This is a genomic window from Acinetobacter lwoffii (assembly GCF_015602705.1).
GTDB lineage: Bacteria > Pseudomonadota > Gammaproteobacteria > Pseudomonadales > Moraxellaceae > Acinetobacter > Acinetobacter lwoffii_E.
Window position 1 is genome coordinate 793,925 of the sequence record NZ_CP059081.1, and the last position, 12,062, is coordinate 805,986.

At 42.5% G+C, this 12,062-nt stretch carries 13 protein-coding genes and 1 pseudogene; 9 read left to right on the forward strand and 5 right to left on the reverse strand.

Annotated elements, in window-relative coordinates; genetic code table 11:
- Positions 1-12 precede the first annotated feature (12 nt).
- Positions 13-627, forward strand: a complete 615-nt coding sequence (locus H0S56_RS03745) for a glutathione S-transferase family protein (RefSeq protein WP_195726046.1) — start codon at positions 13-15, stop codon at positions 625-627.
- 82 nt (positions 628-709) lie between these two features.
- Here H0S56_RS03745 and H0S56_RS03750 read toward each other — a convergent pair whose 3' ends face one another.
- Positions 710-2,314, reverse strand: a complete 1,605-nt coding sequence (locus tag H0S56_RS03750) for a bifunctional 3-(3-hydroxy-phenyl)propionate/3-hydroxycinnamic acid hydroxylase (RefSeq protein ID WP_195725693.1) — start codon at positions 2,312-2,314, stop codon at positions 710-712.
- Positions 2,315-2,666: 352 nt separating this feature from the next.
- Positions 2,667-2,900, reverse strand: coding sequence for a hypothetical protein (locus H0S56_RS03755; RefSeq protein ID WP_195725694.1), 234 nt, complete (start codon positions 2,898-2,900; stop codon positions 2,667-2,669).
- Positions 2,901-3,291: 391 nt separating this feature from the next.
- Between H0S56_RS03755 and H0S56_RS03760 the strand changes: the two genes are divergently transcribed.
- The 5 genes from H0S56_RS03760 to H0S56_RS03780 all read left to right on the forward strand — a co-directional run bounded on the left by H0S56_RS03760 (position 3,292) and on the right by H0S56_RS03780 (position 8,117).
- Positions 3,292-4,299: a CobW family GTP-binding protein gene (locus H0S56_RS03760; protein ID WP_195725695.1), complete on the forward strand. Its 1,008-nt coding sequence runs from the start codon at positions 3,292-3,294 to the stop codon at positions 4,297-4,299.
- A gap of 101 nt (positions 4,300-4,400) precedes the next feature.
- A complete protein-coding gene (locus H0S56_RS03765) occupies positions 4,401-4,931 on the forward strand; it encodes a YaeQ family protein (RefSeq protein ID WP_044108573.1) in 531 nt (176 codons plus the stop codon).
- 85 nt (positions 4,932-5,016) lie between these two features.
- Entirely contained in the window at positions 5,017-5,640 is a 624-nt protein-coding gene (locus H0S56_RS03770; RefSeq protein ID WP_195725696.1) for an MgtC/SapB family protein, read from the forward strand.
- 85 nt (positions 5,641-5,725) lie between these two features.
- Positions 5,726-6,064 carry an FKBP-type peptidyl-prolyl cis-trans isomerase gene (locus tag H0S56_RS03775; protein ID WP_004280661.1) on the forward strand — a complete coding sequence of 113 codons (339 nt, stop codon included), beginning with the start codon at positions 5,726-5,728 and terminating at the stop codon, positions 6,062-6,064.
- 241 nt (positions 6,065-6,305) lie between these two features.
- On the forward strand, positions 6,306-8,117 hold the full coding sequence (locus tag H0S56_RS03780) for a sensor domain-containing diguanylate cyclase (protein ID WP_071850820.1): 1,812 nt from the start codon (positions 6,306-6,308) through the stop codon (positions 8,115-8,117).
- Here the strand turns inward: H0S56_RS03780 and H0S56_RS03785 are convergent.
- Positions 8,114-8,581 carry a GNAT family N-acetyltransferase gene (locus H0S56_RS03785; protein WP_195725697.1) on the reverse strand — a complete coding sequence of 156 codons (468 nt, stop codon included), beginning with the start codon at positions 8,579-8,581 and terminating at the stop codon, positions 8,114-8,116. The genes H0S56_RS03780 and H0S56_RS03785 overlap by 4 nt on opposite strands.
- Positions 8,582-8,952: 371 nt before the next feature.
- Here H0S56_RS03785 and H0S56_RS03790 point away from each other — a divergent pair, with 371 nt between their 5' ends.
- The 3 genes from H0S56_RS03790 (at position 8,953) to H0S56_RS03800 (ending at position 10,619) form a co-directional block, all read left to right on the forward strand.
- Entirely contained in the window at positions 8,953-9,438 is a 486-nt protein-coding gene (locus tag H0S56_RS03790; protein WP_195725698.1) for a hypothetical protein, read from the forward strand.
- Between the two features lie 258 nt (positions 9,439-9,696).
- Positions 9,697-9,972: a hypothetical protein gene (locus H0S56_RS03795; protein ID WP_195725699.1), complete on the forward strand. Its 276-nt coding sequence runs from the start codon at positions 9,697-9,699 to the stop codon at positions 9,970-9,972.
- Between the two features lie 149 nt (positions 9,973-10,121).
- Positions 10,122-10,619 carry a DUF2505 family protein gene (locus H0S56_RS03800; protein WP_004280652.1) on the forward strand — a complete coding sequence of 166 codons (498 nt, stop codon included), beginning with the start codon at positions 10,122-10,124 and terminating at the stop codon, positions 10,617-10,619.
- Between the two features lie 121 nt (positions 10,620-10,740).
- Here H0S56_RS03800 and H0S56_RS03805 read toward each other — a convergent pair.
- A pseudogene (locus H0S56_RS03805) lies at positions 10,741-11,393 on the reverse strand (DUF1345 domain-containing protein).
- A gap of 219 nt (positions 11,394-11,612) precedes the next feature.
- Positions 11,613-12,062 carry a YbjQ family protein gene (locus tag H0S56_RS03810; protein ID WP_004731922.1) on the reverse strand — a complete coding sequence of 150 codons (450 nt, stop codon included), beginning with the start codon at positions 12,060-12,062 and terminating at the stop codon, positions 11,613-11,615.

The window sequence follows — 12,062 nt, forward strand, 5'->3', positions numbered from 1 at the left end:
TGAAGCAGGATGATGAAGCTCTATAACAACCCACAATCACGTGGCTTGACCTTGTTGCCTTTGCTAAAAGAATTGCAGATTGAAGATCAGATTGAGCAGGTGGAAGTTGCCTATGAGCATATGCATCAGCAGGCGTATACACAGATCAATCCGATGGGAAAAGTTCCCTGTCTGGTGGATCAGGGTGTCATTATTTCAGAAATGGCCGCCATTTTTATCTATCTGGCAGATAAATATCGTGACAAAGGATTGGCACCGGCTTTGGATGATCCGAAGCGTGGGGTGTATTTGAAATGGATATTTTTCTGTCATGGGCCCTTCACCGAATATATCGATATAAAAAATTTGCAGGTGTCACCAGAAAATATTGAAAAGAACCGGAGAAGTTTAAGTTTTGGGAATGAAGCAGCCGTATTTGATTTTCTGAAACAGGGCATCGGGCAGGCCAGTCCCTATCTGTTGGGTGAAAAAGTCTCGGCGGCGGATCTCTATGTGGCTTACTGTTTAATCTTCGCGATCTCTGCGAAAATTTTACCGAAATTTGATGAGTTCAGGCTCTTCCTGGAGCAGATGGCTTGCCGTGATTCCCTGAAAGATATCCCGTGGTTTCAGGAATACCGAGTCTAACTCCTCGGTCTATATATTGTCCGGGATATCTAAAAACAATAAAAAAAACCACGCCGAAGCGTGGTGAAAGGTGACCCTAATATTATTTCAGGTAAAGCTTTTTAAACAGTTGCTGGCTGGTGCTTTCCATCGATTGAGGAATGGCCAGCGCAGCCACGAAACGGTCAGGACGCAAGATCACAACTGAATCAGACGTGTTGCCAAACCACGAGCGGATATCTGTGCCGATATCACCAATGGTGATGACATCTTGATACTCTTTGCGCTGGCTATTTTGCAATTGCACTGCCGGGATCACCTGAATGAATTTCACACCCAGCGATTTCCACTGTTGCAACGTTTGTGGGCTCAGACCCCATTTCGGATCAACACCCCAGGCAATAATCGCAAAATCATTACCGATCACTTTATCCAGTAATACGGTTTCACCCGAAGCCAGCTGAACCTGAGGCTGGATAAACATCTTGCCAACCGGAGAGTTCTTGGTTCCGTTACTCAAAAGTGCGCCGTCATGATATTTCGGCATCGGTTTAAAGCGCATTTCCAGCAGGTACTGTTTGATCGGCTTGATGTAGTTCAGGGCATAGGCAATACCATCACGAACAAAACCTTGCCATTTTTTCGGTGGTGCCAGTACGTGACCTGCCATCACCGACAGGTCAATCATCGCCTTGGCATGGTCTTTACGTTCGATCTGATAAGAATCTAAAAGTGCTGGGCCAGCTTTACCTTGAATAACCAGTGCCATTTTCCAGGCCAGGTTAAAGGCATCACGCATACCGCTGTTATAACCCTGACCTTGCCATACCGGCATAATGTGCGCTGCATCACCGGCAAGTAAAATACGGTCGACACGGAATTTGTCGGCAATACGAGCATTATGGGTATAGACACGCTGACGGATCACTTCGATACCATCCGTACTTGGTAAAACCTTGGACAGAAGTTTGGCAATATTTTCCGGTTTGCTGAGTTCTTCCTGTGTTTCACCCGGCATGACCATAAATTCAAAACGGCGGATACCATGTGGCAATGCGGCTGATACATAAGGACGAACCGGATCACAACATAAGTAAATATGCGGTGTAGCAAGCGGGTCGTTCTCAAGGTCGATTACAATCCATTGATTCGGTGCAGTTTCACCTTCAAAAGCAATGCCCAGGTTGCGGCGCACATAGGAATTACCGCCATCACAGGCAATCAGGTATTGAGCGCGGATGGTTTCTGCATCATCCTCTTTATTTTTCAGGTTAAGTGTTACGCCGTCAGCATCTTGACTAAACTGGGTCAATTGACTAGAAAACAGCACTTGGGTGTTTTTATATTGCTTTAAGCCTTGCAGTAGGACGTTATCAACTTGTGGCTGAATAAAGGCATTACGGCGCGAGAAACCAAACTCACGTGTTAAAGGTTGAATATCAGCAAAACAGCGACCTTTAGGCGTTAAGAAGCGCATCGCATGATTCGGAGTGGTATGCGGTAAGACTTGATCGACTAAACCCAAAGATTGAATGGTACGCAAGGATTCATCATCGATTCCAATCGCACGTGGATAATCAATCAAACTATCCAGTTGCTCGACAATTGTGACAGTTACGCCTTGCTTGCTCAGATAGTTGGCAATGGTTAAGCCGACAGGGCCGGCGCCCAGAATTGCCACTTCAGTAGTGTAGTTAGTATTGCTCATAGCGAATGTCCACTCAATCGACTTGCATTTGATGCTATTAAGGGACAGTTAGAAGCTAGAAACAAGTTAGGCGATAGTAGCTTAAGTATATGGATGATATTGGAATGAAATAGGTAATTTTTAAATAAGTATTTGAATTAAAATATAAAAATAATAAAAATTTGATAGCCTGTATTAATTCTATGATCAGTTTTGACTATGGTGATAAATAGATTTTGTGCAATAAAAATGCTGAACCAGCATCAAGCATGATTCAGCATCGAATAATATCGGGGCAGTATAGGATAAAGCCTACTGGAGAATTACTATCCCTGATATCTTCATTGAAGAATTAAACGAGTCGTTCAATCACTTAACGTGCAGCAGGTTTTGCAGGGGGCGTGCTTTCCGCAGCAGCTTCAGAGGCAGCAGGCTGCTCTGCAGATGCACCTGCAACAGGAGCATTCGATTCAGGTAATTCCTGTGTAGTCACAATCACTTTTTCTTCTGCAGTGGTGGTTTTCGCATCTGTGGTTTTGCTGTCAGCAAAACTGGTGGCTACAGCAGCAGTAAGCGTAGTAGCAAGTAAGATTTGTGCATATTTCATTTTTGGCATCCTTTTATTCATGTCATGTAATCTGCCGAGCTGACCATCACATCAATTCGACAGATGCCCATCCTAAGCACTGAAATTTTACTGAGCAAATCAATTAACAAAAGCGACACGCAGGGAATAACCCAGCAGATACAAAACTGAGAAAGTTGTTTTATTTCTGTTAATTATGCGGAGTTTTATTTAATGAAAGTGTGTGTGAATATTTCAAGAATCCAATTTGAAATAAAAGTTAACATAGAAAATTGGTAATTTGGGATCATTCCATTAATTTTTATCTCTGTGATTTTCACGCCGTGTTTGCGAAGAACACGCATTTTAAAGTCACACTGTGCTTTATAATGCAGAGTATTGCTATTTCTATTCAATCTCTTGAGAGTCGATTTTGAAAATTCTGTCAGCGTCGCAGGCTATTCCTGTCCATATCATTTCCGGATTTTTGGGTGCAGGTAAAACCACACTACTCAAACATTTATTACAGCAAAAACCGGAACAGGAAATCTGGGCTGTGCTAATGAATGAATTCGGCCAGATTGGGGTAGACCAGCAGTTATTGCCGCAAGATCAGGGTTATGCGGTCAAAGAGCTGTTGGGTGGTTGTCTATGTTGCAGTAGCCAGTTACCCATGCAGATCGCCTTGTCACGGCTGCTGTCAGAGGTGAAACCGGATCGTCTGTTTATCGAACCTACTGGGCTGGGGCACCCGGGACAATTACTGGAACAGCTGACCGAACCGCACTGGCACAGCCATTTAAACATGCAGGCTTTAGTCACTGTGGTAGATGGTTCGCGTTTGCATGACCGGGACTGGACCCAGCAAAACCTGTATGCAGACCAGCTCAAGGCAGCGCATATTGTGGTGATTTCACATACTGACTTGATGACAGCCGCAGATCGCGCAGCGCTCACGCAGCTTCAGGCAGAATATCAACCTTATGCCCAACAGTGGCTGTTCACCGAGCATGGACAACTCGATATTGAACAGATCAAGCAGGAATATCGGGGTTCTGCCCGTCAGATTCAGCCTTTGTTAAAACAGCAACAGATCACCCGTTCAGCGGATACGCCCGTAGTGATTCAGCAGATGCCTTATCATTATGTAGAAAGTGCGCAGGGTTATCAGGTTGCGGGCTGGAAATTGCCAAAACGCTGGCAATTTGATTTTTATGATCTGCTGGATCTGCTCTGTGAGCAAAAAGACTGGCTCAGAATCAAGGGAATTTTTCATACCGACCAAGGCTGGAAAAGCTTTAATTTTAATCCTGAGCAGTTTAATTATCAGTCGGCAGATGAAGGCATTGATAACCGGGTAGAAGTGATTTATCAACAGTCACGGGATTGGCTGGCCTTTGAAACTGCCCTAATGCAATGTCGTATCGATCCAGAAAAATAACGGTACTGTTTCTAGTGCGCTGAATGAATTATTGGCCTAAATCTGTTCAGCAAAATAGCGCTAAATCTTATATGCTAGGCGCCAAATTTGAGGATTATGTGATGGCGTTAAAAGCGACGATTTATAAGGTTGATTTGAATATTGCGGACATGGATACGCATCGTTATGCAGACTATCAGCTGACGATGGCGCTGCATCCTTCAGAAACCATTGAACGTTTAATGGTGCGTATTCTGGCCTATGCGCGCTATGCCGATGAAGCATTGGAATTCACCAAGGATCTGTTTGAAACCGATGAACCGGCACTGTGGGAAAAGGATTTGACCGGGCAACTGGTCAAATGGATTGAAGTCGGTAGCCCGGACGAAGATAAAGTCAAAAAGGCCAGTGCGCGTTGCAAGCAGGTCGCAGTTGTCACCTATGGTTCTGCGGTGGATGAATGGTATAAGCGCAGCAGCAAATTAAAAATCTTAAAAAATGTGGAAGTGTGGAAGTTATCTACCGCAACCACCGACGCATTGCCACAGTTATGCGAACGCACCATGCAGTTACAGCTCAATGTGATGGATGGTGAATGGACCTTGATTGGTGATCAGGGCCAAGTGCTGGTGGAGTGGGAACAGTTACAATAAGGCCAAATAAGGATGCAAGTCTGGACTTGTATCCTGTAGCTCAAATTGCGTATATCTGAGGAATAAGAATACGCAGGGTTGCACCATGTACCATGAACTTTATGATTTACTGCTAGCTGTCGCGATTGGCGCAATTATTGGTGCAGAGCGTGAGTATCACAGTAAATCTGCTGGATTGCGTACCATGATTATGGTCAGTCTGAGTTCCTGTTTATTTACCATTATCTCCCTGAAAATAGGCGTGGCCAATCCTGACCGGCTGGCCGCCAATGTCTTGACTGGGCTGGGTTTTCTGGGCGCTGGTGTTATCCTGAAAGATGATAACCGTATTTCTGGAATTACCACCGCGACTACCATCTGGATGACGGCAGCACTCGGCATGGCAGTCGGTGCTGGCTATGAACTCTTAAGTATTTGGGCTACTTTTATTGTCATGGCGGTGCTGGTTCTATTAATGTATGTTCAGCGTGGCATTGAATCTCTGAATCAGGAACGCAGCTATGAAATCGTTTGCCCATTCGATCAGAATGATTCCGATCACTACGAAATGTTATTTAAACGTTATGAGTTAAAAGTGGTGCATTCCTCACAAAAAAAAATTGATCAACAGATTGTCGGACGCTGGATTCTGATGGGATCGGCCAAGAATCATCAAGAATTAACCCAGGATTTACTCAATGATAAGAATATTCAGGAACTCAGCTTTTAACCCATCAATGTCCCAAGCTTAAAAAAACAGAGCAATCCAGTTTATACTGAGCTTTGAATTTTATGCTCCTCTCAGGTAAATAACCATGATCAACGAACTTGAAATTATTGATTTAAAAGTAGGCGAAGGTAAAGAAGCGGTAAAAGGTGCCTTAATTACCACGCACTATACCGGCTGGCTGGAAGATGGAACCAAGTTTGATTCTTCTATTGACCGTGGTAATTATTTTGAAACTGTCATTGGTACCGGTCGTGTGATCAAAGGTTGGGATCAGGGGATTCTGGGAATGAAAGTTGGTGGCAAGCGTAAACTGATGGTGCCTGCACATTTGGCCTATGGCGAACGTAAAATGGGTAAAGTCATTCCAGCCAATTCCAACCTGATTTTTGAAATTGAACTGTTTGATGTAAAAACACGTGATTAAAATCATTTAACTTGCTGAATATAAGTTATATTTTTTATTCAAAGATATACGCTGGTTCCGGTGCAGTTGCTTCAAAATAGGCTGTGCCGGATAAGCTACAAAAAACATCTAAAAAGATTTGAAATCAAAAATATTCCTTGTAGATTATAAGAATAATAAAGAATTATTTTGAGATATAACGTATTTGCATAACTTGATAAGGAATGTCTGTTTTTTCGTATTTGTCTGTGCCTTGAGCTGGATGACTTGCATCATAAGTTCAGCAATCGCTCAGGATGAACTCCCTTCGCCGTCATTTCAGCAGCAATCTCACGACCATATTACTGAAGTTCATTTTACCGAACATAGCACTAGTGCCTTGCAGGGAAAATGGCTGTTTTATCCGAGTCAGTTTATTGTTCAGCCCAGCCCCGTACTCCAGTCAAAAACAGTTGAATTGCCAGCCTCTTTTAAAACTCTAGCGGGTTCAAACTCTGGCTACGGTACCTTTATTGGTTATTTTAAAATTCCGAAAGAATTTCTCGGGCGACGCATCGCGATTCGGATTCCAACCCAATACGGCGCCTATCGGGTATATGTCAATGGACAGTTTATTGTCCGTCTCGGGGAAATCAGTACCACACCTGACAAACAGGTGACTGAGAAAGCACCGAGTATTGGCTATTTTGTTCCAGACACTGAATATATTACCTTAAGCATTCAGGCTTCCAATTATACCCACTTGCATGGTGGTCTCGAACGACCGATGCAGATCGGCGTTGCAGGTACCATCAATCGCCAATTTCAGCAGCTCATGATGAGTATTGCCATGGTGTGCGGCGCGGTACTTGGGGTGGGGGTGTTTACTATTCTATTTTCGGTATTCAGGGGATCACGAGAACGTAACAGTAAAAGTATCTTTGTTTTTGGCTGGTTTATTGTCTTTTTAGCCCTGCATAACCTGTTTTCTGCACCTTATGCCTATTCGGTATTTACCAATATCAACTGGCTGTGGGGAACCCGCTTAGAGTATCTGTTTACTTTTATTGCTGCCTTCTTTTTTCTCAGCTATATGCATCTGTTTAACCGGCGCTATCTAAATCCGGTGATTTATTATATCGCAGTGGCATTACTGGTTTTTAACATTACTTTCACCCTATTTTCACCTCCTGAGATATTTGAACGTCTGGCCCTATTTAGTGCGATTTTTGCCTTGGTCATCATCGGTAATTTTATTTACGGTTTTTATCAGACCTTACGTTATAAAGAGCATTATTCGCGTTTAAATCTGATTGCAATTATTTTCCTCTGTCTAACTTTTTTGAATGATTATCTATTGCTGATCAATGTAATTAAAACCACGCATCTGTTCTTTATCTCAACCAGTATCTATGCCTTATTAATCATGTTTCAGCAGTCCAGACATTATGCACATCAAACTTATGAGACTGAACAGCTGAACCTGAACCTGATCGCCCTCAATAATTCGCTCGATCAAAAAGTTAAAGAACGGACCCAGCAACTGCGTGAAGTGAATGCCAAACTGGAACAGCAAATGAATATTGATGCGCTGACTGGAGCTTTTAACCGGCGTGCCTTAAATCATGAAATCCAGCAGCAGTTTTTGCAGACCCAACAGCAGCCGCAACATACCTTGATTTTTGCCATGCTCGATGTCGATTTTTTTAAAAACTATAATGACTATTATGGCCACTTAAAAGGGGATGAAATCCTGAAAAATCTGGTTAGGATTATTCAAGCTGCTTTACCACCGTCTGGTTATCTGGCACGTTATGGTGGTGAAGAGTTTGCGATTCTGCTCACTGGAATGCCAGTTCAAACTGCCCTAAAAAATCTGGAAAATGTATTAAACCAGATTCGGGAACAGCGTATGGAACATCTGAATCGGCCAGATGCAAAAGATTATGTTACGGTTAGTATGGGCGCGGCCTGGGTTGAACAAAACCATGGCTATGCAGATATTCATGAATTGATGAAAGCGGCAGATGTGCAGCTCTACGCCGCTAAACAGGCAGGACGTGATCAGTTAAAAATTGAAAAAGAGGTCGATTAAAAAACATATTTATACAGATAGCGCGATTCATCTTCTGACTCGGCAGAATGGGGATGAAAGCCGCAGTGTTGATAATAACTTAAGGCAGTTTGAGTAGACTGTATTTCAATCTGATGAATTTTTTTCTTTAATAAAGCGCGATGCATTTGATGAAATAACTCGGTGCCAAACCCCAGCCTTTGGCAGTGTTGGGCCACATAATGCATCCGGATTTCTCCAGCATCACTGACCAATAAGAACCCGACGACCTTGTCATAGATGAGATAAACCCAGCAATCGTTATACAGCATATCGACAATCAGGCTGGCATGATCAAATTTTTCTAGCCAGGTTTGAATTTTGCTTTCTTCACGCTGATGATCCAGTACACAGGACTGAATGCTGTCATGAATGACCTGAATAATTTGAGGTATATCTTCGACCCTCCCTTCACGAATCATAATATTATTCATTTTCTCGAACATTTATAGGGAAGGTTTATTTGATAAAAAAGAAGAGGGTAAAAAACAGAACAATATTGTAGTTTTTTGAGAATCTTTGCTGTGATTTATTAATGTGAAGATTGGTTCTGTTGATGATTTGTCCTGTTTGTTTATCTCAAGTTCTTGAATCTCATTACCGAGTTAAAAATAAAAAATCAAAGTAAATCAATTTTTGAATAAATCGAAGTTCGAATCTGGGCACAAATGAGCAAGCAGAGAGGATAAAGAGTAAAAATAAGCTTCAAGTTTGCACTGTACAAAAAATAGACGTATGCTGAGTCAAAAGGGACTATTCAAATGAATCTTGATCCTATAACCATAAAAATAAAATTAGTCACATGAGATCATCAACCATGCTGAAATTACTGCTGTTGTTATGTGTTTTATTCATGTTGAATGCTGCCTGGATCGTCGGCAGAAAGATCTATAAAGCTCAGCGCCATCTGGCGCGTCAGCGTCCAGAAAAACCGGCACAGATTTCCAGCATGACAGAGCAAGAGGTCATCGAGCAAGAGCAGCAAGTACATCTGGTGGATGCTTATGAACTGGAACTGTTTGATGATGTGGCACAGCTATTCTTTCAACGGCAGGTGCATATTGATAATCGGGCACAGGCCGAACAGTTACAGCAAGAACTATTACAAAAAATGCCGATGCATAGTGGCACCCAGATTCGTCAGATGGATTTAGGCGAATGGTCTATTTTCTGGAATTTTTATGATCAGTCACTGGAATATTATGTCGGTCGCTATGGCGTATTCTATGCACATGTCGACCGTTTTGGAGAAGAGCACCGGCATGAAATTCGCAGGGAACTTTTGCATTCTGACTGTGCTTAGAACACAACTTTCAGTCATTCTGTCGATTGAAGATCTCAGGCTAGGTACTTAAGCCATTGTAATTCAGAAAAGGTATCTCATGCCTTAGCTCAGATTTTTTCTGCCCCTTGGCGGAAATAGCCCATATAATTTATCTCCTTTAAGCCATAATCTTGCGCTAGAAAAACCTCAAAACTCGCGAGTCGTATCCTCGAAATAGTCATTTAAAATGTACGAAGTCTGGCGAGCAATGATCCGGACTAAAAAGGCAGGAGCGCTATGATCATTGATTTTCATCAAGCACAATTACAGAAGTTTATTGCACTGGCGATGAAGATCGAAGCTGAGCCTGAACTGTATTTGCAGTTTGATTCGGTCTCGGATTTTTATAAGGTTGACTGGTTGCAGGATTTTCCGGTTGGTACAGAATACTATATTTCCGGTCTAGATGATGGTGCCGATGAGTTTCATGCCGTGATTTATTATGGCGAAGCGCAGCTACAGATCAGCTGTGGACAGGCACAGCTTTCAGTAAAACTATGTTGCAAACATTGACCGGGCTGCCGGAATTTCCCGATAGAAGAATAATGACATCCGCTATAAAGTTGATATAAATTGCAGAGTCATCTCTGTATCTGATTTTTATTCGCATCAGCCGAGAGTGGCATAGGCGAATATCGTAATAAAAATAAGGAAAAAATAGCATGGCACATCAGTTCACCGTGAAAGCAATTATCAATGGCGTGTCTATTGATGAATTTAAGCGTTTGGCCAATGATATTCGTTTGCATGAGGCAGTTTGCCATCGAATTCCTGCGCAAAACTTGGAAATCCTGGTTTCGGAAAAGCAGGGGCATATGTATACCCTGAAACGCGCTTATAATCTGGATGTTAATATTCCGGATATCGCAAAAAAATTACTCAAAGATGCATTCCGTTTGCAGCGTACCGATGTCAGCGATCTGAATGAAATGACTTCGACGGTACAACTCGGTGCGAACTTGCCGATCGAAGCCATCTGTCAGCGTGCAGTTACCGGAGATGAAGACCAGATCCAGTTCCAGTTAAACTGGACAGTCAAAGTCAAAGTGCCTTTGCTCGGTGGCATGCTAGAAAAGCATGCGGAAGGTGAGATTCGTAAATTTAGTGAAATTGAACTCAGCATCGTCGAAGATGAATTGCGTAAAGGTCTCACCGCTTGAAGCAATCAAATAGTGTGATCGACCTAATTTAAAAACTGATTAGGTAGACGCTGGGTAGTGATAGCTAATTGGGCGGTAGATCACCATTTTCAGTGTATTGCCACTATCCAAGAAACCCAGCTTAAGTGCTGATAAAGTTTGCCGTCACGTTAATGCTGATGGCCAGAATGGTGGTATTGAATCCGTAAGCCAAAAGCAAATGTAGGGTATTCAAGACTCGCATGGATTGGCAAGTAATGGATACATCTGCAGTTTGCGCAGAAGTCCCGATGATATAACTAAAATATAGAAAGTCTGGATAAGTCGGTCTGGTGGTATTGGGGAAATCCAGTCCACCTTGTTGCTGTTTGTCGAGCGCCAAATAAAAGTCATGTGCATAATGAATTGCAAAAATCGTATGCATCAAGAACCAGGCTGAAATAATGGTCAGAACTGACAAGATTAAATGACCGGTTCGGATGGTAGTATCTTTAGGTAAGTGATTAATTTCAATAATAATCGCTATAAAACACATGATGAGGGTGGTGATCACCAGAAACAGAATGATCCATTTGCTGGCATCCTGTTGCATGGCGCGTTGCAGGATATGAGCATGATCAATACGCCAGAGTTTTTTATGGTCAATAATAAATAAGCGTAAATTGCGATATTCCAGCTGATCAACAGGGAGTTTGACCAGCTCAAAGGGGTGAGGGCTTGTAAAACCAGATAAAATCCAACGATTGCTGGGAAAATAATAAAGAAATACAGACGGGATTGAAGTGCCGTTTTTATAGACTGAAGAAACTACATCATGTCATTTATATTTATTTTGCTGACTTCTCAAGATCCTAGCACAGAACCGTTTGCAATAAAGAAGATTGCAACGGTCTGAGTTATTTCCTCTACGACATTTCATCCTAAAGGTGTCGAACTGATTCGAGTTGAGTCATTTGACTGCGCGGATCGCGTAGCAGGCGTGATTATCTCAATAGATTTTTTCTGAACTGATGTTTAAACGGATTGAGCGGGTTGTTGGATTGCAGTGCCATAAGCAAAGACTTCCACCATGCCACCTTGCATACCGAGTTCAGTCGTGCTGAGCCGAATGCCCATAATCTGAGTCGCACCAATTTTTTCGGCTTCCAGTTTTAAACGTACAATCGCTTCACGTCGTGCGCGTTCTACTACACTTTCATAGCTGGTCAGACGGCCACCCAGCATATTCTGCACATTGGCAATCGCATATTTAAAATAATCATGGGAAATGACCACATTGCTGCTGATCATCTGTCCGGAATATTCAGACACAACGAAGCGGCTATTGTTCACCCGGATATAGGCCAGACGTTGTTCCTGTTCATCCAGATAACGAAAATGTTTACCTTCGTTATAACGTCCAAAACCGAAACCAACACTAAACAGAATGGCAAAAATGATGATCTGGAGAATTAAACCATCCAT

Coding starts and splice junctions, on each gene's coding strand:
- H0S56_RS03745 (WP_195726046.1), top strand. CDS start 13: ATGAAGCTCTATAACAACCCACAATCACGTGGCTTGACCTTGTTGCCT.
- H0S56_RS03750 (WP_195725693.1), bottom strand. CDS start 2,314: ATGAGCAATACTAACTACACTACTGAAGTGGCAATTCTGGGCGCCGGC.
- H0S56_RS03755 (WP_195725694.1), bottom strand. CDS start 2,900: ATGAAATATGCACAAATCTTACTTGCTACTACGCTTACTGCTGCTGTA.
- H0S56_RS03765 (WP_044108573.1), top strand. CDS start 4,401: ATGGCGTTAAAAGCGACGATTTATAAGGTTGATTTGAATATTGCGGAC.
- H0S56_RS03770 (WP_195725696.1), top strand. CDS start 5,017: ATGTACCATGAACTTTATGATTTACTGCTAGCTGTCGCGATTGGCGCA.
- H0S56_RS03775 (WP_004280661.1), top strand. CDS start 5,726: ATGATCAACGAACTTGAAATTATTGATTTAAAAGTAGGCGAAGGTAAA.
- H0S56_RS03780 (WP_071850820.1), top strand. CDS start 6,306: ATGACTTGCATCATAAGTTCAGCAATCGCTCAGGATGAACTCCCTTCG.
- H0S56_RS03785 (WP_195725697.1), bottom strand. CDS start 8,581: ATGTTCGAGAAAATGAATAATATTATGATTCGTGAAGGGAGGGTCGAA.
- H0S56_RS03790 (WP_195725698.1), top strand. CDS start 8,953: ATGCTGAAATTACTGCTGTTGTTATGTGTTTTATTCATGTTGAATGCT.
- H0S56_RS03795 (WP_195725699.1), top strand. CDS start 9,697: ATGATCATTGATTTTCATCAAGCACAATTACAGAAGTTTATTGCACTG.
- H0S56_RS03800 (WP_004280652.1), top strand. CDS start 10,122: ATGGCACATCAGTTCACCGTGAAAGCAATTATCAATGGCGTGTCTATT.
- H0S56_RS03810 (WP_004731922.1), bottom strand. CDS start 12,062: ATGGATGGTTTAATTCTCCAGATCATCATTTTTGCCATTCTGTTTAGT.